Source organism: Sinorhizobium saheli, from assembly GCF_001651875.1.
In the GTDB taxonomy this organism is placed as follows: Bacteria; Pseudomonadota; Alphaproteobacteria; order Rhizobiales; family Rhizobiaceae; genus Sinorhizobium; species Sinorhizobium saheli.
The window spans coordinates 407,143-428,857 of record NZ_LNQB01000083.1; the positions used below are offsets into that span (position 1 = coordinate 407,143).

Sequence of the window (21,715 nt, forward strand, 5' to 3'; positions counted from 1 at the left end):
CGTCGCCGGAGGACGCTGATGGCCTTGACGCCCGCACTGACCAAGCATCTCAGGGCTGCCGAGCGCTTCGCTGCGCTCGACCGTGTCACCCGGCCCGCCGGCGATTGGTCCGGTGCAACCTTCGACGTCTTCAATCCGTCGACCGGCGAATTGCTGGCGACGCTTCCCGACATGGGGATCAACGACGCACATCGTGCGATCGAAGCCGCTGCCAAGGCCCAGCCGCTGTGGGCGGGCAAGCCCGCCAAGGACCGCAGTGCCATCCTGCGCCGCTGGCACGACCTGATCGTCGAGCACGCCGACGATCTCGCCGCCATTCTGACGGCCGAAATGGGAAAGCCGCTCGGCGAGGCCAGGGGCGAGGTCCTCCATGCCGCCTCTTACGTCGAGTGGTATGCGGAAGAGGCCAAGCGCGTCTACGGCGAGACCTTTCCGGCGCCGGCCAATGACCGCCGCATGCTCGTCATCAAGCAGCCGGTCGGCGTCGTCGGCACCATCACGCCGTGGAATTTCCCGGCCTCGATGGTCGCGCGGAAGATTTCGCCGGCGCTCGCCGCGGGCTGCACGGTCGTGCTGAAGCCGGCGGAGCAAACCCCGCTCGTGGCCGGCGCGATGTTCGTGCTTGCGCAAGAAGCGGGGTTCCCGGAGGGCGTCCTCAATCTCGTCTACGCCTCGGAAGGTGCGCCGATCGGACGCGAGCTCTGCAGCAACCCCAAGGTGCGCAAGATCAGCTTCACCGGATCGACCGAGGTCGGCCGGCTGCTGATGCGGCAATGCTCCGACCAGATCAAAAAGGTGAGCCTCGAACTCGGGGGCAATGCCCCCTTCATCGTTTTCGACGACGCGGATATCGACGAGGCCGTCGACGGCGCGATCCAGGCGAAGTTCCGCAACGCCGGCCAGACCTGCGTCTCGGCGAACCGCATTTACGTGCAGGCGGCGGTTCATGATGCTTTCGCCGAGAAGTTCGTGGCCGAGGTGCGCAAACTCACCGTCGGCGACGGCTTCTCCCCCGGGATCACGATCGGCCCGATGATCGACAGCCATGCGATCGAGAAGATCGAGGCGCATGTCGCCGACGCGCTTGCCAAGGGCGGCAGGCTGCGCTGCGGCGGCAGGCGGATCGGAACGAACGGCACGTTTTTCGAACCGACCGTGCTCACCGGCATCACGCATGACATGCGCGTCGCCCAGGAAGAGACCTTCGGCCCGATCGCCCCGATCATCCGCTTCGAAAGCGCCGAGCAGGTGGTGGCCGAGGCGAACGACACGATCTACGGCCTGGCCGCCTATTTCTACGCCGAGAACCTGAAGCGGGTCTGGCACGTCGCCGAGGCGCTGGAATACGGCATGGTCGGCATCAACACCGGTCGCATGTCCTCCGAGGCCGCCCCCTTCGGCGGCATCAAGCAATCCGGCATCGGCCGCGAGGGCTCGCGCCACGGTCTCGAGGATTATCTCGAGATGAAATATCTCTGCATGGGGAACATCTGAGCGCCCGACGTCGATCAGCTCTTACGGCCACGGATCTCGCAGGCCAGGCACGCCGGCATCCTCGCATCGAAGCCGCAACGCGACCCTTGAAATTCAGGCTGCGGCTTGCCAACTGGGGGCAAATATCAAAGGAGGTCCGCAACACGATGAGCGAAGTCGAAATGTCCGTCGAGAAACATGTCTTTGAAGCCGATGTGGCGAAGCTGCTCCATCTCATGGTGCACTCGGTCTATTCCGACAAGAACGTCTTTCTCCGCGAACTGATTTCGAACGCGGCGGACGCCTGCGAGAAGCTGCGCTACGAGGCGATCGTCGCACCCGAGCTGCTCGGCAGCGATCCGGCCCCCCGCATCACGCTGACGCTCGATGAAGAAAACGCCCGCCTCATCGTCGAGGACAACGGCATCGGCATGAGCCGCGACGAGCTGGTCGAATCGCTCGGGACGATTGCGCGCTCCGGCACGCGGGCCTTCATGGAGCGGATCGAGGCGGCGCAGGGCAAGGACGGCGCGCAGCTCATCGGTCAGTTCGGCGTCGGCTTCTATTCCGCCTTCATGGTCGCCGACAATGTCGACGTCGTTTCCCGCCGCGCCGGCACGGACAAGGCCTGGCACTGGGCATCGGACGGCAAGGGCAGCTACACCGTCTCCGCGGTCGAGCTTGCCGATGCGCCGGCACGCGGCACCCGCATAACGCTGCATCTGATGGACGACGCCAAGAACTACACGTCGCGTTGGACGGTCGAGCGCATCGTCAAGGATCAGTCCGGCCATGTGCCCGTCCCGATCTCGATCGTCGAGAAGCCCGGCGCCGAGCCGGCCCAGGTCGCCGACGGCACCGCCCTCTGGACGAAGCAGAAGAGCGACATCAGCAAGGAGGACTATGCGGATTTCTACCGCGGCGTTGCCGGGCAATATGACGAACCGGCATTGACGGTGCACTTCCGCGCCGAGGGCCGCCACGAATACACCGCGCTTGCCTTCGTGCCCGGCTCCAAGCCCTTCGACCTTTTCGACCCCGACCGCAAGGGGCGGATGAAGCTCTACGTCAAGCGCGTCTTCATCACCGACGAGGCGGAATTGCTGCCGCGCTACCTGCGCTTCGTGCGCGGCCTCGTCGATACGGCCGATCTGCCGCTCAACGTCTCGCGCGAGATGATCCAGGAAAGCCCGCTCCTCGCCAGCATTCGCAAGGGACTGACGAACCGCGTCCTGACGAGCATCGAGAAGCTTGCGGAAAGCGACCCGGACACCTTTGCCAAGCTCTGGGACAATTTCGGCAGCGTGATCAAGGAGGGCATCTACGAGGATTTCGAGCGCCGCAACCAGCTGCTGGCGCTGTCGCGCTTCCGTACGACCGCCGCAGATGACAAGCCGCGCGCCTTGAACGACTACGTCAAGGCGATGAAGGACGGCCAGACGGCGATCTACTATCTGACGGGCGACAACCTCGCGCAGTTGCAAGCCTCGCCGCAGCTCGAGGGTTTCCGCGCGCGTGGCATGGAGGTGCTGCTGCTGACCGACCCGGTCGACAGTTTCTGGGTGACGACGGCGCCCGATTTCGAAGGCAAGCCGTTCAAGTCGATCACACAAGGGACAGCCGATCTCGCCGGCATCGCCAAGGAGGATGGTGCGTCTGCCACCGAGCCCGAAGCGGCCGCCTCGGTGACCGAATTCGTGAGCTTCGCCAGGACGACCCTTGGCGAGGCGGTGTCGGACGTCAGGGCCTCCGATCGTCTCACGGAAAGCGCCGTCTGCCTGGTCGCGCCGGAACACGGTCCCGACCGCCAGCTCCAGAAGATGTTGCAGGGCGCCGGGCGCATCGACAGCGCGGCGAAGCCGGTTCTCGAGATCAATCCCGGCCACCAGCTGATCGCCGCGCTCGCCGCATGCCCGGCGGAGGACAAGACCTTCCGCGAGGACGCGGTGAAACTGCTGCTTGACCAGGCGCGCGTTCTCGACGGCGACAAGCCCGAGGACCCGCGTGCATTCGCCGAGCGGCTATCACGTGTCTTCGACCGGGCCTTGAAGGGCTGAGGGACGTCTCCGCCCATAGCCGGCGCGGCAAAGACAAACAGATAGAGCGGTGGCGCGAATGCATGTGAGCGTATCCCGCTCTATAGGAGTTCCGGGGGCGGCGGCTTCGCCGCCGGCATCGTGCCAGATGAGCGATAGATATCGGATGGAGCTCGTTGCCGCCCGATCCTACGAGCCGCTGACGCCGGCGGATCTCGAAGCGATCGCTGCCGTCGCAGTGCGCACGCTCGCCGACATCTTCGATCGTGCGCCGGTCGCCGGTCTCTATCGCGATCGCCTCGTCCTGCTGGCGCTGGCCCAAGGCAGCGCCCTTCACTATCTCGACGGCAAGAGCGGGATCAAGGACTTCGACGTCTGGGCCTTCTTCGAAGGCGGGCCGCCGAAACCGTTCCCGCATCGGAAGCGATGGTCCGTCGATCTCGGGCCCTCGCGTTTCGGCCGACACCCGGACGATAGAGGCTATTCCGGCCGTCGCCTGGACATCATGGGCCGCTCGATCGCCGTCATCGGCGGCGAGGCGGCGGAAGATGCCGTGCGGCGCTGGCTGGGTTCCCGCGCGAAGTCGGCCATTGCCCTTCGCAGGAAGCCGATGTTCTGCCTTCTCCCCCACCGCGCCTTCGGTGAACGGATCATTTGAGCGTGACCGAAGCGCAAGCGCGCTTCAGTTAGAGCGGGATGCGCTCACATGCGTCCGCGCCATCACTCTATCTATTTGTTTCGGCGGCATTGCGACGTCAGGTGGTTCCACCTGACTGCAAAAATGCTCTAATCGCGACGCGCTTCAGTCATCCTCATGCTGGCACGGCCATTTGGCCGGCGTCGAAAGGCCGGCCGGCAGTTTGGTCGCCGCATCGCCGCAGGCAAGGTCGACCTGTTCTTGCGTGAGACCGGTCGCGGCCGAGAGGTCGAGGCCCTCGATCCGTGTCAGGAAAAGGAAAGCCCGGTCGAAGCCGATCGGCCCTTCAAAGACGGCGCCGCTCAGGTGGGCGCGCGAGAGATTGGCCATGGAAAACCGCGTGCCGGTCAGGACCGCCCTGGTAAAATCGGCGCGGCCGAGTTCCGCTTTCTCGAAATCGGCACCGGTCAACCGTGCACCGGTGAAGTTCGTGCGCTGCAGTTCGGCACTGACGAAGGAGGCGTTTTCGGCCGAAATCGCCGAAAAGTTGCCGCGATAGGCCTCGACCCTGGTGAAGTTCGCCTTGTTGGCCTGGGCGCCGGCGAGCGAAGCGCGCACCAGCGTCGCCTTTTCGAGATCTGCCGAGGTGAGATCGGCACCGCGCAGGTCCGTCATCGTAAAATCCGTGTTTACCAGATTGCTCCCCTGCAGATCGCTTCCGCCGAGCATCAGCTGCCTCTTGTTGCAATCGTGCCAGTCGGTTTCCGGTCGCGACGAACTCTTGCAGTCCGCGGCATCGGCGGCGCTGCCGGCGAAGGCGGTTACTGCGATTGCCACCGCGAAGCCCGCGGCGCCGAGCGTGAAAGACGTCGTGCCGATCGAACCATGCCCTGCCCTGCCAGGCTTCCTCATCTCATCGCTCCCCGGCTCCCAGCACCGGTCTGCCCTAAAGGAACCGTCCTTGATTTCAATATGTTACGTCGCCGACGCGACTCTGAAAAGAGCCGCAAAGCCCCGCACCGTCAAGATCCGGCCCGTGCGATTCACCCTTGAAGATGGCGTCGGAACAAGGACAAGGGCGAGCCGGCCCTCGCTCACAGGAAAGGGACACGCGCCTCCCGCACCCCGTCGGGTCAAACAGCCGTGCCCTGGATGGCCGAAACCTGCCAGTCCGTACCGGGCTTGCGCTGGAAAGTCCAGACCTCAACCGCTTCGGTCAGCCTGTCCGCCTCGCCGCTGACGACGCGCCCGGTCGCCCGCTCGCGCATCACGTCGACGCTTTCGTAGCGCATGGCGACGGTCGCGTAATCGGCACCGTTCTCCCTCCAGGCCTCGGCCACGTCGCCCTGGACGAGATGGACGTCGCGCACTTCGTTCTTGAGCCCCCTGGTCGCGTTCTCGCTTAGTTCCTCCGCGAGATAGGACATGGCCTCAGGCGTCGTCAGCCGGCGCAGCGCCGCATAGTCTTCTGCTCCATAGGCCGCCTGCACCTCCTTCAACATCGCCTCGAAACGGTCGAGGTCGCGCTGGTCGATGCCGATTTCCTCCGCCCCGCCCACGGCGGCCGAGGTCGCCGTCGCAGCCGCAGCCGCTCCGCCGATCCCCTCGCCGATGCGCGGGATTCGGAAAGACGGCGCCCCGCTGGTCGCGGCCGACGAGCGCGGCGATCCCGACGGCGCCGAATAGGCCGGGCTCCCGCTGCGGCCGAAGAACCGCATCGCAAACGAAATCAGCAGGACGACAAGCCCGACCTGCAGCAGCAGGCCGAGGAAGCCGATGCCGCCCCCGAGACCATGGCCAAGCAGCATGCCGACGAGCCCGCCCATCAAGAGGCCGCCCAGCATGGAGCCGCCGAACCCGTTGAAGAAGCCCGGTCGCGGACCGGTCGGCCGGTTCTGCGCTGCCGGATTCGTGATTCCCGGTTGCCCGCTGTTCGGCCGCGGCGTCATGGTTCGATCGATCGGCGCAGCCGGCGCCGGCGCCGTGCGGGTCACCGGCGGCGTCGAAAAGGTCCGGCTCCCGCGCGAACCGAAACCGCCACCCGCGCGCCTTGCCTCGGCGACATCGACCACCGTCAACATCACCATGAGACCTACCGCCACTGTCGCCAGAACCCGTCCGAAACGCTGCATTCCATCAATTCCCTCTATCATTCCCGGCCGCAAGCAGCCGCCAGGGGCATATAGAGCTTGCGGCGCGGAAGTTTAAGGGCACGGCGGGATTAATTGCTTGTACCGGAGCGCGACCCGGCCACCGGCTAAAGCCTTCCGAGAATGTAGTAACCAGTCTTGCGTCGGGCGTCGTTCCAGCACATGAGCCAAAAGCGCGAGCGCCCATACCAGGACATCGGCGGCAGCCTGTCGCGGAGCCGGTAGCAGCCCATGGTATAGATCCAGCGCTGCTGCAGCTTGTCCCGCAAGGTTTTGGCTGCATGAATATTTTCAGAACCGGAACCGGCGAAGAAGTGGTAGGCGGGCCCGTCGACATAGGCGGCGAGGTCGCGAATGACGAATTCGGCAATGGTGTAGGAGGCCGCGCACCACGCGCGTCCGAGTTCCCGCCATCGTCTCATAAGGATTTCCGTCGCGCCGTTGGAGCGGAAGAGCCCGTATAGCCATTCGGCCGGAAACGTCAGGTTGCGCGGCAATTGGCCGGAGGCGGCCTTCTGCGCAAAGTCGAAGATGTTTCCGTTCGGCTTTACGAGCCGGACATCGTCGCCATCGATCCGCTTCGTCGCGCCAGCCGCCAGCATTTTCGAAGGCTGCGCCTCGAGGGCAGCAAGAAGCTTCGACAGGTAGTCGGGCGTCGACAGGTCATCGCAAGCCCTGAGGCAGAAATATTCGCCGCGCTCGCTCGCAAGCGTGATCGCATTTGCGAAATTATCGAGCGCGTTTAGATGTTTGGAGTTTTCGATGATCTCGAACCTGTCATCCTTCTCACAAAAGGCTCGGGCGACTTCGAGGGTGTTATCGGTCGACTTGTTTTCGACGATAATGGCGCGAAAGTCCCTATAGTCCTGATCGGCGATGCATTGCAGGCTCTGTTCGAGCGTCCTTGCACCGTTATAGACAGGAAACGCCACGACCAGTTTGCATTTCGTCATTGTGTCCACCCCAAAGGCCGCGATCTCGCGTTTCCGAACTGCTTCTCCATATCACCGCCTGTTCGCCTCGGCGAAGGCAATGGGCGCGATAAAACCCAATTCGCGCAATTGCTCAGACCCCGAAAATCGCAGCGAATGCTCGTTGGCGAAATCGAATTCACCGGTCTTCTGCAGATCCTCGAGCATCTTGCGATAAGCGGCGGCGCCGTCGAAATATTGTCCGTCGACCACCGCCTGCTCGATCTTTTCCTTGTAGTCGGAGAAGAACTTGAAGTGCAGCAGCACCCCGGAGACGGCGAGGAAGTTTCTTTCGCACGGCAGCGGCTGGTGGATGCTGACGCTGAGGCTGCAGTCCTTGTCCCAGAAGATCACGGGATATTTGATAAGTTCCAGCTCATGCGCGAACTTGCGCTTGCGCGGGCCGCCCGTGATGCTGATTGCCCGCTTCGTATAGGTTATCTCGTATCCGGAACCGTCGAAATGGTCGGCAATTTCCCACGGCATGCGCTGGTCGTCATCGTCGAGCGTCGCCGCACCGAGCGACCCGACCGGGTACATGTCGAGCATCGGCGCCGCCAGCCGCCTCTCGCCGCGGCTCTCCAGAGCCTGGAGAAGGTCCCTGAGCGGCCGACGCTCACAATCCTCGTAGATCAGGAATTCGTCGGAATCGACGTTGAGATACCACCGATCGGTGCCGTAGCGCCCGAAGAGGGCCTCGCGCCATTCCCGCCCGCGCCGGGCATCGCGATAGCGAAGCGGCGAGCTCCACACGTCGACGTCCGCTTGCGAGAGCAGATATTCGCGCGTGCCATCGGATGAAATGTCGTCGACGCAGATGAAGCGGGACACCCCGAGCCTGCGGTAGTGCGCCAGAAACGACGGCAGGAGCTTCCGGTCGTTGCGCGTATTGAACACGAGCGGGATATCTTCCGGGCCGAGCGGCCGCTGTCCGCCTTCCGTCAGGCACGTCATTTCGATCGCGCGCTTCCGCTTGCGGACGCGTGCCTGCAGCTTGTAGGTCTCGTATCGCGTTATCAGTCGATCGAGAACCCCCCTGCGGACCCACCCACTCTCGATTTCCGAAAGGCGAAAAGGGTAATGTAGCTCTTTCAAAATGCGCTCCAATCGACCGCCGCGAAGCTCGCGTTTATCGGCACCAACGCGGGAATTCAACTCTGCAAAAGGGCGTTCCGGTCGCCGCTTGGCCGCGGCGATCTCAAAATGCGAAAGGATATCGCGGCTGGAGGCTCCGGGTCGCCAGCTTGTAGAAGTTCTTGATCTTTCCGGGTATGTGCTCGCGGCGGTCGTAGGCGCCAAGCAGATCCGCCGATCGGCTATCCTGACGAAAGCGGGCGATCCATTCCTCGGTCAATTCGTCGCGCTGCACCGCCATCGACGTTCGCAATTCCGCCGGAGGCGCTACCTGCAGATGTTCGGCTATGTGGCCAACGAAAGGAGAAGGGTCTGCAACGAGATCCTCGTAGACGAATTGGGCGAACGGAAGCCCGGTCAGTTCCAGATAGCTCTGCCAGAAGACGTAGCTGTCGCGAATGTAGAAGAAGCATCGCGCGATCTGTTCGAAATCATATACCGGCTCAGCCTTGCCCCCGATATGCGCGGCAAAGCTGCGCGTTTGCCTCGCGCGCGCATAGGAAATGGCCTGCCTCAGCGTGTCGCTGCGCCGCAGGAAGACGAGCGCCACGTCATGGACGGAAAGGCAATGTCGAATAAAGTCCTTTCCATAGATTTCGCGCGTCAGGAAGAGGTGGTTCGGAAATATCTTCGAGCCGAAGTTGCCATTTGGCGTGGAGCTCTTCTTGATGATTTCGGCGAAGAATGCCTCCCACGACAGGGCGCTCATATCGAGACAATGGATCTTCGGCGACAGCCATTCGCTCGATTGACCCATGTTCCCCGCATGATTGATGAGCGAACCCAACCAGTTGGACCCGCTTCTCGCTTCGGTCAGAAGTAAATAGCCGCGCATAGATTCTCCGCTCGGTCTGCCCCTGCCCAGCCGAACGGTTCGTTAGAGAGGAATATGGGCCTTTTTTAGCGCTAAATAAGCATCCTCTATTTCTCCCTGCTCGCGGACCCTGCCATGCCGATCTCCGCCAGCACCTCGGCGGTATGCTCGCCGAGCCGCGGAACGCCGCGCTCGATCGCCAGGGAAGCTCCGGAGAAGCGGACGGGAGTCCTGACCCCGGGGGAAGTACCGTTTGCCGCGCCGGTATGAGGCGTATCCACCCGCATCTGCCGGTGCAGGATCTGCGGATCGGCGAAGACATCGGCTACCGTATTGATCGGACCGCCCGGCACGCCGGCCGCCTCGAGCTTCGCAAGCAGCACATCCCGCTCGAACTTCGCCGTCTCCGCCGCGAGTTCCGGCGTCAGGCTGTCCCGGTGCTGCACGCGCCCGGCATTGGTGCGGTAGCGCTCGTCGGCGGCGAGGTCCGCGCGGCCGAGCACGTCGCAGAACTTCGCGAATTGCCGATCGTTGCCGACTGCGACGATCAGGTGGCCATCGGCAGCCGGGAAAACCTGGTAAGGCGCAATGTTCGGATGGGCATTGCCAAGGCGGCGCGGCGCCTTGCCGGAGACGAGGAAATTCAATGCCTGGTTGGCAAGCACGCCGGTCATGCAGTCGAGGAGTGCCATGTCGATCTGCTGCCCGCGGCCGGTGCGTTCGCGCTGCGCCAGCGCTGCCTGCACGGCGATCACGCCGTAGAGACCGGTGAAAATATCGGCGAAGGCAACGCCGATCTTCTGCGGCTCTCGGTCCGGCTCGCCGGTCAGGTCCATGATGCCGCTCATGCCCTGGATGATGTAGTCGTAGCCTGCCCGGCTCGCATAGGGTCCGTCCTGGCCGAAGCCGGTGACGGAGCAATAGATCAGCCGCGGATTGATCTTTCTCAGGCTCTCGTAGTCGAGCCCGTATTTGGCGAGGCCGCCGACTTTGAAGTTTTCGAGCAGCACATCGGATTGCGCCGCCAGCCGGCGCACGGCCTCCTGCCCCTCCTCCGTGGTGAAATCGAGGACGACCGAGCGCTTGCCGCGGTTGCAGGCGTGGAAATAGGCGGCATCGAGCTTCTTGCCGCCTTCCCCTTCCACGAAGGGCGGCCCCCAGCTCCTCGTGTCGTCGCCGGCCGGGCTCTCGACCTTGACAACGTCGGCGCCGAGGTCGGCGAGCGTCTGGCCGATCCAGGGCCCGGCGAGAATGCGGGCGAGTTCGAGGACGCGGATACCCTTGAGCGGCGCTTCCATCGTCGTGCCGCTCAGAAGAAGGCCTGCAGCCCGGTCTGGGCGCGGCCGAGGATCAGCGCATGGACGTCATGCGTGCCTTCGTAGGTATTGACCGTCTCCAGATTCAGCATGTGGCGCATGACCTGGTACTCCTCCGAAATGCCATTGCCGCCGTGCATGTCGCGGGCCTGCCTCGCGATGTCGAGCGCCTTGCCGCAATTGTTGCGCTTGACGATCGAGATCATTTCCGGCGCCATCCGTCCCTCGTCCATGAGCCGGCCGACACGCAGCGAGCCCTGCAGCCCGAGCGCGATCTCGGTCTGCATATCGGCGAGCTTCTTCTGGAAGAGCTGGGTCTGGGCAAGTGGCCGGTTGAACTGCTTGCGATCGAGGCCGTATTGACGCGCGGCATGCCAGCAGAATTCGGCAGCGCCAAGCGCACCCCAGGAGATGCCGTAACGGGCGCGGTTGAGGCAGCCGAAGGGACCTTTCAGGCCTTCGACATTCGGCAGCAGCGCCTCCTCTCCCACCTCGACATTGTCGAGCACGATCTCGCCGGTGATCGAGGCGCGCAGCGAAAGCTTGCCGACGATCTTCGGTGCCGAAAGCCCCGCGAGCCCCTTCTCGAGCACGAAGCCGCGAATGGCGTTGCCGTGCGCCTCCGACTTCGCCCAGACGACGAAGACATCGGCGAGCGGCGCGTTCGAGATCCACATCTTCGAGCCGATCAGGCGATAGCCGCCCTCGATCTTCACCGCCCGCGTCTTCATGCCCGCCGGATCGGAGCCGGCATCGGGCTCGGTAAGCCCGAAGCAGCCGATCCATTCGCCGCTGATGAGCTTCGGCAGGTATTTCCGCTTCTGCTCCTCCGAGCCATAGGCGAAGATCGGGTGGATCACGAGCGAGGATTGCACGCTCATCATCGAGCGATAGCCGGAATCGACGCGCTCGACCTCGCGGGCAATGAGCCCATAGGCGACGTAGGAGGCGCCGACGCCGCCATAGGTTTCGGGCACGGTGACGCCGAGCAGGCCGAGATCGCCCATCTCGCGGAAAATCGCCGGATCGGTCTTCTCCTCGCGATACGCTTCGATCACCCGCGGCTGCAGCTTTTCCCGGGCATAGGCGCGCGCCGTGTCGCGGATCATCCGCTCGTCCTCGGTCAGTTGATCCTCTATGAGGAACGGATCGTCCCACTGGAATTGGCTCTTGCCGCCCATGTCTCTCTCCCGTCGGAATTTCGCACCCTTGTTATCGCAAGCCGACTCCAGGCTTTCAAACGAAATTGAGACACTGCCTCATGCGTGGGGGGAATGGACCTTGCGGCCCGCTCGCCCGCGCCCCGCGAAAATGTCGCCCGACTTTTGCTTTTGATCTTGATGGTTGTCTTCATTTTCGACAGCATCTCGAACGCGTGCCGATCGCCCTTGCGGGGTGGCGGCATTTTGCGCGGCCGATCATGATGTTGTCACGCGAATCGGATAGCTCGCGCATCTTGCCCCTCGATTGGCCGAGCAGCCGCATCGGCGGCCTGGCTGGAAAGAAAGTGAGACCCGTGCGCTACGCAATCTACTTCGCGCCGCCGGCGGATGATCGGCTGTCGCAGACCGCGGCGCGTTGGCTCGGTCGGGACGCCTTCAATAACGGCGCGCTCGCATGGCCGGAAAGCCCCGCGCTCGAGCGTGAACGGCAGATGGCGCTTACGGCCGAGCCTCGCCGCTACGGCTTTCACGGAACGTTGAAGGCGCCGTTCGAGTTGGCGGCCGGGCGAAGCGAAGGCGATTTGATCGCAGCCTTCGACGAATTCGCGGCGGAGATCGAGCCTTTCGAAGTGCCGGAGATCACGCTCAGTGAGATTGGGCCCTTCTTCGCGCTCGTGCCGACCCGGTATTCTGCGCCGCTGCAGGAGCTGGCGGAGCAGGCGGTTCGCCGTTTCGAACCATTTCGCGCGCAACTCGCGGAGACCGACATCGCCCGCCGCAATCCCGAAAGGCTGACGCTGCGTCAGCGCGAGTACCTTACGGCATGGGGCTACCCTTATGTCTTCGAGGAATTTCAGTTTCACCTGACGCTGACCGGCCCGGTGCCGGACGATATGCGCAGCATCATGCGAAGGACGCTCGAAGCCGCCTTCGATGATTTCATCGGCAAGCCGCTTGCCGTTTCCACGGTTGCGCTTTTCGTCGAGCCGCATCGCGGCGCCCCCTTCACCGTCCGTTCCCTGCTGCCGCTTGGCAGCGCGTCCACACGAAAGATAGCGTGACATGAGCAGCGAACAGGTTCTGACCAACGCCCGCATCGTTCTCGAAGACCGTATCGTCGACGGCTCGGTGCAAATCCGCGACGGCAGGATTGCCGACATCTCGGAAGGGACAAGCCGCGCCGGCGAGGACTTCGAGGGCGACTATCTCTTGCCCGGGCTGGTCGAACTCCACACCGACCATCTGGAGGCCCACTACTCTCCGCGCCCCGGCGTCCGCTGGCTGAAGATCGCGGCCATCCAGGCCCATGACGCCCAGGTCGTCACCTCCGGCATCACCACCGTGTTCGACTGCCTGCGTCTGGGCTCGGACGCGGACAGCGGCTTCCCGAAGGGCGAGATGCGCAGCATGGCCGACGCGCTGGCCCAGGCCAAGGACGAAGGCCGCCTACGGGCCGACCACTTGATCCACCTGCGCTGCGAGGTTTCCACTGCCGACGTTCTGGAGCATTATGAGGACTTTCGTGACGATCCGCAGGTGCGTCTCGTCTCGCTGATGGACCACGCGCCCGGGCAGCGCCAGTTCCAGACGATGGATCAGTACACGCTCTACTACAAAATCAAGCGCGGTCTCTCGGACGAAGCCTTCGCTGCCTTCATCGAGCGTCAGCAGGCGCTTTCCGCTCGCTACGCCACGCCGCACCGCCGGGCGCTCGCCGAGGCCTGCGCCGAACGCGGCATCACCATCGCCAGCCACGACGACGCCACGCTCGCGCATGTCGAGGAGTCGATCGGCTACGGTATCCGGCTGGCGGAGTTTCCGACGAGTTTCGAGGCCGCCGAGGCGTCGCACCGCGCCGGCTTGAGCGTTCTCATGGGAGCGCCGAATGTCGTGCGCGGCAAGTCGCATTCCGGCAATATCGCCGCGCGCGACCTCGCCAGTCGCGGCGTCCTCGACGTCCTTTCCTCCGATTATGTTCCCTTCAGCCTGATTCATGCGCCCTTCATTCTGGCGGACGAGGTCGAGGCGATCGATCTTCCCGCGGCGATCGCCATGGTCACCGCGACGCCGGCGCGCACCGTCGGGCTCGACGACCGCGGCCGGATCGCCGTCGGCCTGCGCGCCGATATCGCGCGCGTCCATCGGCCCGAAGGCATTCCGGTCGTCCGCTCCGTGTGGCGCGAAGGGCGGCGTGTCGCATGACGGCGCGCGATGAGACGCCGGGCACGCTCATCGTCGTCGTCGGGCCGAGCGGGGCCGGCAAGGACAGCGTCATGGGCTTTGCCGCCCGTCATTTCGTTGAACAGCCGGACATCCTCTTCGTCCGACGGGTAATCACGCGCCCCTCGGACGCCGGCAGCGAGGTGCACGAAAGCGTGTCCGCTGCCGAGTTCGAGGACATGCGCCGCGCCGGAGCCTTTGCCATTTCCTGGCAGGCACATGGCTTGAGCTACGGCATTCCGGTCGAGATTGCCGGCAAGGTCGCGAGCGGCATGACGGCGATCGTGAACGGCAGCCGCGCCGCGCTGCCCGCCATTCGCGCGGCGTTTGGCGACATCGCTGTCGCAGTGATCACCGCTGACACGCTGGTCTTGGCGAGGCGCCTTGCCCAGCGCGGGCGGGAGAGCGAGGAGGAGGTGCTGCGCCGGCTCACACGGCAGACGCCCGATATCCTCGCCGGCCCCGACGTGACCCTGATCGACAATAGCGGCCGACTGGACATCGCCGGGCGCGACTTCATCGCACTCGTCGAACGCCATCGCGCGAAGACCCATCACTCCGCCTGAGTGCATGTCTTTCGCATTATTCATGTGAGCCCCGGACCGGCGGTCCGGGGTTTTTTCGTTCCGCTTGCTGGCGGTTGCAAGCGCGTTACCTCACCGGTGCCGCGATTTTTTGCTTGTCACCCCGAATATTATGTATATACATTATCTTCAATGAAAGGCGGAGCGGATGAACGGAAACGACACCTTCAACGGCGAACGGACCAGCCTCTGGCGCAATGCGCGGCTTGCAACGCTCGAGGATCTGGGGTCGCTCGGGATTGTCGAGAAAGCTGCGGTCGCAATCCGTGGGGAACGGATCGTCTTCGCGGGCGCTGAGAGCGAGCTGCCCGCCGACCTCGCCAAGGCCGACCAGGTGATCGACTGCGACGGCCGCTGGATCACGCCGGCGCTGATCGACTGCCACACTCATCTCGTTCACGGCGGCAACCGAGCCCGTGAATTCGAGCTGAGGCTCGAAGGGGCGACCTATGAGGACATCGCCCGCGCCGGTGGCGGCATCGTATCGACGGTAAAGGCGACCAACGCGCTCTCCGTAGACGAACTGGTGCAAGCCGCGCTTCCGCGGCTCGATGCGCTGCTTGCCGAGGGCGTCTCGACGGTCGAGATCAAATCGGGCTATGGCCTCAACATCGAGGCCGAGTTGAAGATGCTGCGCGCCGCACGCGTCTTGGGACACGTCCGCCCCGTCCGCGTCGTCACGAGCTATCTCGCCGCCCACGCGACGCCGCCGGAATATAAGGGCCGTCACGGCGATTACATCGCTGACGTCGTTCTGCCGGGCCTCGCCCGGGCGCATGCCGAAGGCCTCGTCGACGCCGTCGACGGTTTTTGCGAAGGCATTGCCTTCTCGCCGGCCGAGATCGCCACTGTCTTCGACAGGGCCAGGTCGCTCGGCTTGCCGGTGAAGCTCCATGCCGAACAGCTTTCCAACCTCGGCGGTGCCAGGCTTGCCGCCTCCTACGGTGCGCTTTCGGCCGATCATCTCGAATATCTCGACGCCGAGGGCGCAGCGGCGATGGCAAAGGCCGGGACGGTCGCCGTGCTCCTGCCCGGCGCCTTCTACACGCTCCGGGAAAAGCAATTGCCGCCGGTCGAGGCGCTGCGGACGGCCGGAACGCGGATCGCCGTCGCCACGGACTGCAATCCGGGCACCTCGCCGCTGACCTCTCTGCTCATGACCATGAACATGGCGGCGACGCTCTTCCGGCTGACGCTGGAGGAATGCCTCGCCGGCGTCACCCGTGAGGCCGCCCGCGCGCTCGGCATACTCGACCAAACCGGCACGATCGAACCGGGCAAGTCGGCGGATCTGGCGATCTGGGACATCGAGACGCCGGCGGAACTGATCTACCGCATCGGCTTCAACCCACTCTCCGAGCGGATTTTCAAGGGCAAAAGGATTCCCCGATGACCATTGTTCTCAAACCCGGTTCCGTTCCGCTCAAGGATCTGGAAACGATCTACTGGACGGGAGAGCCGGCGCGGCTCGACCCCGCCTTCGACGCCGGCATCGAAAGGGCCGCGGGGCGCATCGCCGAGATCGTCGCGGGCGATGCGCCCGTCTACGGCGTCAACACCGGCTTCGGTAAGCTCGCCTCGATCAAGATCGACAGCGCCGATGTGGCGACCCTCCAGCGCAACCTCATCCTCTCCCATTGCTGCGGCGTCGGACAGCCTCTGCCGGAGAACGTCGTGCGCCTCATCCTGGCGCTAAAGCTGATCTCGCTCGGGCGCGGCGCCTCCGGCGTGCGCCTCGAACTCGTGCGCCTGATCGAGGCGATGCTGGAAAAAGGCGTCGTCCCGCTGATCCCGGAAAAGGGCTCCGTCGGGGCTTCCGGCGACCTCGCGCCGCTTGCCCATATGGCCGCCGTGATGATGGGGCACGGCGAAGCCTTCGTCGCCGGCGAGCGCATGAAGGGCGAGGCCGCCCTGGACGCCGCCCGACTGTCCCCGGTCACGCTCGCCGCCAAGGAAGGCCTGGCACTGATCAACGGCACCCAGGTTTCGACGGCGCTGGCGCTCGCCGGCCTCTTCCGCGCGCATCGTGCGGCGCAGGCGGCGCTCATCACCGGCGCGCTCTCGACCGATGCGGCCATGGGCTCATCCGCCCCGTTCCATCCCGATATCCATACGCTGCGCGGCCATCGCGGGCAGATCGACACGGCCGCCGCCCTGCGCCGGCTGCTTGAACACTCGGCGATCCGCGCCAGCCACATCGAAGGCGACGAGCGGGTGCAGGACCCCTATTGCATCCGTTGCCAGCCGCAGGTCGATGGCGCCTGCCTCGACCTGCTGCGGTCCGTCGCCGCGACGCTGACGGTCGAAGCCAACGCCGTGACCGACAATCCGCTGGTGCTCTCTGACGACGCCGTCGTCTCCGGCGGCAATTTCCACGCCGAGCCGGTCGCCTTCGCAGCCGACCAGATCGCGCTTGCGATTTGCGAAATCGGGGCCATCGCGCAGCGTCGCATCGCGCTGCTCGTCGACCCGGCTCTGAGCTACGGCCTGCCGGCCTTCCTTGCAAGGAAGCCCGGCCTCAATTCGGGACTGATGATCGCCGAGGTCACCTCGGCCGCGCTGATGTCGGAGAACAAGCAGCTCTCGCATCCCGCTTCCGTCGACTCGACGCCGACCTCGGCAAACCAGGAAGACCACGTGTCGATGGCCTGCCATGGCGCCCGCCGCCTCCTGCAGATGACCGACAACCTGTTCTCGATCGTCGGCATCGAGGCGCTCGCCGCCGTGCAGGGCATCGAATTCCGCGCACCGCTTGCGACCAGTCCGGAGCTCCAGAAAGCTGCGGCCGCGGTGCGGGCGGTCGTCCCGGCACTCGAGGAAGACCGGTATATGGCCGACGATCTCAAGGCGGCGGGCGCGCTCGTCGCCTCCGGCCGTCTCGCTGCCGCCGTCTCGAGCGGAATCCTCCCGGGCCTGGAGCGCTGAGATGGCTGTCGTCGAAGTCCGGCAAGGCACCTCGCCCGTCATTCTCGGCTTTCCGCACACGGGCACCGACGTGCCCGCGACGATATGGGAGCGGCTGAACGATAACGGCCGCTTGCTTGCCGATACCGATTGGCAAATTCACGAGCTCTATGAAGGCCTGTTGCCGGAGGCGACCACCGTCCGCGCGACCTTCCACCGCTACGTCATCGACGCCAACCGCGACCCGGCAGGCATCAGCCTCTACCCCGGCCAGAACACGACCGGTCTCGTGCCGGAGACGGACTTCGACGGCGTGTCGATCTGGAAGGAGGGCGAAGGCCCGATGGCGGCCGACATCGCCGCAAGGCTCAGGGACTTCCACGCCCCCTATCACGCGGCGCTTGCCGCCGAGATCGCCCGCGTCAAGGCGATCCATGGCGTGGCCGTGCTCTATGATTGCCACTCGATCCGCTCGCGCATTCCCTTCCTCTTCGAGGGCAGGCTGCCGGACTTCAATATCGGCACTGATATGGGCAGGACCTGCGCACCGGCGATCGAAAAGGCAGCCGTCGAAATCGCGGCAAATGCAGATGGTTACAGCCACATCCTCAACGGTCGCTTCAAGGGTGGCTGGACGACGCGCCACTATGGCCGGCCGCAGGAAGGCATGCACGCGATCCAGATGGAACTGGCGCAATCGACCCATCTCGCAAGCGAAGCGCCACCCTTCGCGCTCGATGCGGTCAAGGCCGAACGGCTGCGCCGTCATCTCAGAGGCATTCTCAAAGCCATCGAAACACAGGCATTCGACCTAAAACGGACAGGAAGCGAGGCATGAACATGGACAACCCGCGCCACAATATCCGCGAAGTGCGCAGCCCGCGCGGAACCGAGCTCAGCGCCAAGAGCTGGCTGACCGAAGCGCCGCTCAGGATGCTGATGAACAATCTCGACCCGGACGTCGCCGAGAATCCGCACGAGCTCGTCGTCTATGGCGGCATCGGCCGGGCCGCCCGCACCTGGGCGGATTTCGACCGGATCGTCGCGACGCTGAGGGACCTCAACGAGGACGAAACGCTTCTCGTCCAGTCCGGCAAGCCGGTCGGCGTCTTCCGCACCCACAAGGATGCGCCGCGCGTCCTCATCGCCAATTCCAACCTGGTGCCGCACTGGGCGACCTGGGACCACTTCAACGAGCTGGATAGGAAAGGTCTTGCCATGTACGGCCAGATGACCGCCGGCTCCTGGATCTATATCGGCACGCAGGGCATCGTCCAGGGCACCTACGAGACCTTCGCCGAGGCCGGCCGCCGGCATTATGGCGGCAACCTCAAGGGCAAGTGGATCCTGACCGGCGGTCTCGGCGGCATGGGCGGCGCGCAGCCGCTCGCGGCCGTCATGGCCGGCGCCTGCTGCCTGGCGGTCGAGTGCAATCCCGACTCGATCGACTTCCGCCTGCGCACCCGCTATCTCGACGAAAAGGCGGAAACGCTCGACGAGGCCCTCGCCATGATCGACCGCTGGACCAAGGCCGGCGAGGCGAAGTCCGTCGGTCTCCTCGGCAATGCCGCGGAGATCCTGCCGGAAATGGTTCGTCGCGGCATCCGCCCGGATATCGTCACCGACCAGACCTCCGCGCACGATCCGATCAACGGCTACCTTCCGAAGGGCTGGACGATCGCCGAATGGAAGGCGAGGCGCGAGAGCGATCCGAAGGCGGTCGAAAAGGCGGCACGCGCCTCGATGCGCGACCACGTCGAAGCGATGCTCGCCTTCTGGGATGCCGGCATCCCGACGCTCGACTACGGCAACAACATCCGCCAGGTGGCGAAGGACGAGGGCCTGGCCCGCGCCTTCGACTTCCCGGGCTTCGTCCCGGCCTATATCCGCCCGCTCTTCTGCAAGGGGATCGGCCCGTTCCGCTGGGCGGCGCTCTCCGGCGATCCGGAGGATATCTACAAGACCGACCGCAAGGTGAAGGAACTGCTGCCCGACAACGAGCACCTGCACAACTGGCTCGACATGGCGCGCGAGCGCATCGCCTTCCAGGGCCTGCCGGCGCGCATCTGCTGGGTCGGTCTCGGCGACCGCCACCGCCTCGGCCTCGCCTTCAACGAGATGGTGCGCACCGGCGAATTGAAGGCGCCGATCGTCATCGGCCGCGATCATCTCGACTCGGGCTCGGTGGCCTCGCCGAACCGCGAGACCGAAGCGATGCAGGACGGCTCGGATGCGGTTTCCGACTGGCCGCTCCTCAACGCTCTCCTCAACACCGCCTCGGGCGCTACCTGGGTGTCGCTCCACCACGGCGGCGGCGTCGGCATGGGCTTCTCGCAGCATTCCGGCATGGTGATCTGCTGCGACGGCACCGACGATGCGGCCCGGCGTATCGAACGCGTGCTCTGGAACGATCCGGCAACCGGCGTCATGCGCCACGCGGATGCGGGCTACGACATTGCGCTCGGCTGCGCCAGGGACAAGGGATTGCGGCTGCCCGGCATTCTCGGAAACTGACAAGAGCGCTGCATGTCACCTCAAATCGACCCTGGTTCAGGGGCAAGACATGCAGCAATCCCAAAGTGCTGCAGCGACCTCCCGCACTTGTTCAAATGCAATTAGTGCGGGAGAGTCTTTCCTTTGGACATTCCCTCCATAGTTAAAGCCTTGTGGCCGCAAGGCATTCATGGGAGTGGGGATAAATGTCCGTATTGATCAGCATACTGATTACGTTTCTGGTCGTCGTTCTGGTGCTTTACCTCGTCAACCGCCTGCCGATGGACGGCCGCACCAAGCAGATCGTCCAGGTCATCGTCATCATCATCGGCATCCTCTCGCTGCTGAGATATCTCGCCGTATTCTGATCAGGAGAACATTCAGGTCCAGCGCGCCGAAAGCCGTGCGCGCGGCTGAAAATCGAAATCCCGATCGAAGGGAAAGACCGGTCGCCGCCGGCGCTCGCTCGGCAGGTGCTCGATGTCCTGATTGACGACACCTTCGGTCAGCGCCATCAGGTTGGGGTTGGCGATCGGCGCGAGTTCCGGCGAAAGATAACCGGACTTGACGACGAGCAGGCGCACACTCTCCGGGTCGAGACCGAGGCGGCGGAAGTCGTCGATAGCGTGATAGGGGCGCCGCCGCGCCGCCAGCACGGCGACGATGCCGCCGACTTCAACCACGGCCTGGCGTTCGGCCGCTGGTCCCGGATCGTCGAGGCGGATGACCTTTGCCGTGACGTCCACGGCCGGGCTCGACGGGTCGAGACTGCCGCCAATTCTCAACGTCAGCGATCCCCCCGCGCCACTCGCGAAGCATGCCTCGACCGCCGGCCGGTCGGTAATGCCGGCGATCAGCGCATCCCTCCAGCCGCGACTGATGAGCGCCTTCAGCACATCGGCGCGGTCGCCGACGCCGCCACCCGTCGGGTTGTCGCCGGAATCGGCGAGGATGACGGGCTTGGTCGTCGCCCGTTCGGCGACATCGAGCATGGCGTCGAGCGATCCGGCCACCGGCCCGAAACGGAATTTTTCCCGTGCATTCCAATAGGCTGCGGCAATTTCCTCCGCCGCTTTCGAGGCTGCCGCCATGTCCGTTCCGGTCACGACAGCAGCGGCCGTCGCCCGCGGCTCGTCCGCCCAAACATAGCCCACCATCAGGCTTGCATCGAGAATGCCGGGGCGGCGGTCGAATTCCGGCAGGGCGAGGTAAAGGCTCTTCGCCGGCTCGTCCTCGGTCGAGGTGCGCTCGCCCGGCAGAAGCAGCGGCACGGGCACCCAGGCGATACCGGGCCGCGTGCCGGTGCGCAGCGCCTCGACGACCATCGACCATGCCCGAACCATGGTTTCGTGCGTATCGATATGCGGCGCAGTGCGGTAGGCGGTGAAGATGTCGATCTGGTCGATGATCCGCTGACTGACATTGCCATGGAGATCGTAGCTGACCGCCAATGGACAATCCGGCCCGACGACGGCGCGCGCGGCCGAGATCCAGTCGCCCTCGGCGTCGTCCATGCCATCGACCTTCACCGCTCCGTGCATGGCGAGATAGAGCCCGTCGAGCGGCAGGGCTGCCTCCAGCAAGGCAAGGAACTCCGCCTTGAAGGCGTCGTAGGCGGCGCGCGAGACCGGCCCGCCCGGAACGGCGCGCGCATGAAGGAGCGGAACAGGCTCGATCGCCTCCGCCGACAGAAAGCTGAAGTAGTCCGACCTCAGGAGGTCGCTCCCTTCAAGAACCCGGAAATCGTCGACCGTCATCAGGACGGGCGAATAGGTGCTGCATTCCGTATGGATTCCGCCGACGGCGATCCGCATGGTTCT

Annotated in this window: 19 protein-coding genes; 11 read left to right on the top strand and 8 right to left on the bottom strand. The window is 64.7% G+C overall.

Annotated elements, in window-relative coordinates; all coding sequences use genetic code 11:
- Window positions 1-18 precede the first annotated feature (18 nt).
- From ATB98_RS21605 to ATB98_RS21615, 3 genes are all read left to right on the top strand, one after another.
- Window positions 19-1,494, top strand: a complete 1,476-nt coding sequence (locus tag ATB98_RS21605; RefSeq protein WP_066877257.1) for an NAD-dependent succinate-semialdehyde dehydrogenase — start codon at window positions 19-21, stop codon at window positions 1,492-1,494.
- A gap of 146 nt (window positions 1,495-1,640) precedes the next feature.
- Window positions 1,641-3,530: a molecular chaperone HtpG gene (gene htpG, locus ATB98_RS21610; RefSeq protein WP_066877260.1), complete on the top strand. Its 1,890-nt coding sequence runs from the start codon at window positions 1,641-1,643 to the stop codon at window positions 3,528-3,530.
- 127 nt (window positions 3,531-3,657) lie between these two features.
- Entirely contained in the window at window positions 3,658-4,167 is a 510-nt protein-coding gene (locus tag ATB98_RS21615) for a hypothetical protein (protein ID WP_153435824.1), read from the top strand.
- Window positions 4,168-4,311: 144 nt separating this feature from the next.
- Here the strand turns inward: ATB98_RS21615 and ATB98_RS21620 are convergent, their stop codons facing one another.
- From ATB98_RS21620 to ATB98_RS21650, 7 genes are all read right to left on the bottom strand, one after another.
- Window positions 4,312-5,058: a pentapeptide repeat-containing protein gene (locus ATB98_RS21620; protein ID WP_066877264.1), complete on the bottom strand. Its 747-nt coding sequence runs from the start codon at window positions 5,056-5,058 to the stop codon at window positions 4,312-4,314.
- Window positions 5,059-5,279: 221 nt separating this feature from the next.
- Window positions 5,280-6,278 carry a Tim44 domain-containing protein gene (locus tag ATB98_RS21625; RefSeq protein ID WP_066877265.1) on the bottom strand — a complete coding sequence of 333 codons (999 nt, stop codon included), beginning with the start codon at window positions 6,276-6,278 and terminating at the stop codon, window positions 5,280-5,282.
- Between the two features lie 125 nt (window positions 6,279-6,403).
- Window positions 6,404-7,249 (bottom strand): glycosyltransferase family 2 protein, encoded by an 846-nt coding sequence (locus ATB98_RS21630; RefSeq protein WP_066877267.1) that lies wholly within the window; start codon window positions 7,247-7,249, stop codon window positions 6,404-6,406.
- A gap of 51 nt (window positions 7,250-7,300) precedes the next feature.
- On the bottom strand, window positions 7,301-8,287 hold the full coding sequence (locus ATB98_RS21635) for a glycosyltransferase family 2 protein (RefSeq protein ID WP_066877454.1): 987 nt from the start codon (window positions 8,285-8,287) through the stop codon (window positions 7,301-7,303).
- 178 nt (window positions 8,288-8,465) lie between these two features.
- Window positions 8,466-9,236, bottom strand: coding sequence for a Stf0 family sulfotransferase (locus ATB98_RS21640; protein ID WP_066877270.1), 771 nt, complete (start codon window positions 9,234-9,236; stop codon window positions 8,466-8,468).
- An 86-nt stretch (window positions 9,237-9,322) separates the two neighbouring features.
- On the bottom strand, window positions 9,323-10,513 hold the full coding sequence (locus tag ATB98_RS21645) for a CaiB/BaiF CoA transferase family protein (protein ID WP_066877272.1): 1,191 nt from the start codon (window positions 10,511-10,513) through the stop codon (window positions 9,323-9,325).
- 11 nt (window positions 10,514-10,524) lie between these two features.
- Window positions 10,525-11,712, bottom strand: a complete 1,188-nt coding sequence (locus ATB98_RS21650; RefSeq protein WP_066877274.1) for an acyl-CoA dehydrogenase — start codon at window positions 11,710-11,712, stop codon at window positions 10,525-10,527.
- A gap of 335 nt (window positions 11,713-12,047) precedes the next feature.
- Here ATB98_RS21650 and ATB98_RS21655 point away from each other — a divergent pair, with 335 nt between their 5' ends.
- The 8 genes from ATB98_RS21655 to ATB98_RS29120 all read left to right on the top strand — a co-directional run bounded on the left by ATB98_RS21655 (window position 12,048) and on the right by ATB98_RS29120 (window position 20,263).
- Entirely contained in the window at window positions 12,048-12,755 is a 708-nt protein-coding gene (locus ATB98_RS21655) for a DUF1045 domain-containing protein (RefSeq protein ID WP_066877456.1), read from the top strand.
- A gap of 1 nt (window position 12,756) precedes the next feature.
- Complete coding sequence (locus tag ATB98_RS21660) at window positions 12,757-13,896, top strand: alpha-D-ribose 1-methylphosphonate 5-triphosphate diphosphatase (protein WP_066877276.1); 1,140 nt, start codon at window positions 12,757-12,759, stop codon at window positions 13,894-13,896.
- A complete protein-coding gene (gene phnN / locus ATB98_RS21665) occupies window positions 13,893-14,480 on the top strand; it encodes a phosphonate metabolism protein/1,5-bisphosphokinase (PRPP-forming) PhnN (RefSeq protein WP_066877278.1) in 588 nt (195 codons plus the stop codon). The genes ATB98_RS21660 and phnN overlap by 4 nt, the downstream gene beginning before the upstream one ends.
- A 166-nt stretch (window positions 14,481-14,646) precedes the next feature.
- Window positions 14,647-15,891, top strand: a complete 1,245-nt coding sequence (gene hutI, locus ATB98_RS21670; protein ID WP_066877280.1) for an imidazolonepropionase — start codon at window positions 14,647-14,649, stop codon at window positions 15,889-15,891.
- Complete coding sequence (gene hutH, locus ATB98_RS21675) at window positions 15,888-17,423, top strand: histidine ammonia-lyase (RefSeq protein WP_066877282.1); 1,536 nt, start codon at window positions 15,888-15,890, stop codon at window positions 17,421-17,423. The genes hutI and hutH overlap by 4 nt, the downstream gene beginning before the upstream one ends.
- Before the next feature lies 1 nt (window position 17,424).
- Window positions 17,425-18,240, top strand: coding sequence for an N-formylglutamate deformylase (hutG, locus tag ATB98_RS21680; RefSeq protein WP_066877284.1), 816 nt, complete (start codon window positions 17,425-17,427; stop codon window positions 18,238-18,240).
- Between the two features lie 2 nt (window positions 18,241-18,242).
- Complete coding sequence (gene hutU, locus ATB98_RS21685; RefSeq protein WP_066877458.1) at window positions 18,243-19,916, top strand: urocanate hydratase; 1,674 nt, start codon at window positions 18,243-18,245, stop codon at window positions 19,914-19,916.
- A 185-nt stretch (window positions 19,917-20,101) separates the two neighbouring features.
- On the top strand, window positions 20,102-20,263 hold the full coding sequence (locus ATB98_RS29120; protein WP_153435826.1) for a Thivi_2564 family membrane protein: 162 nt from the start codon (window positions 20,102-20,104) through the stop codon (window positions 20,261-20,263).
- A 12-nt stretch (window positions 20,264-20,275) separates the two neighbouring features.
- Here ATB98_RS29120 and ATB98_RS21690 read toward each other — a convergent pair whose 3' ends face one another.
- Complete coding sequence (locus tag ATB98_RS21690) at window positions 20,276-21,709, bottom strand: M81 family metallopeptidase (RefSeq protein ID WP_066877286.1); 1,434 nt, start codon at window positions 21,707-21,709, stop codon at window positions 20,276-20,278.
- Between the last annotated feature and the right edge of the window lie 6 nt (window positions 21,710-21,715).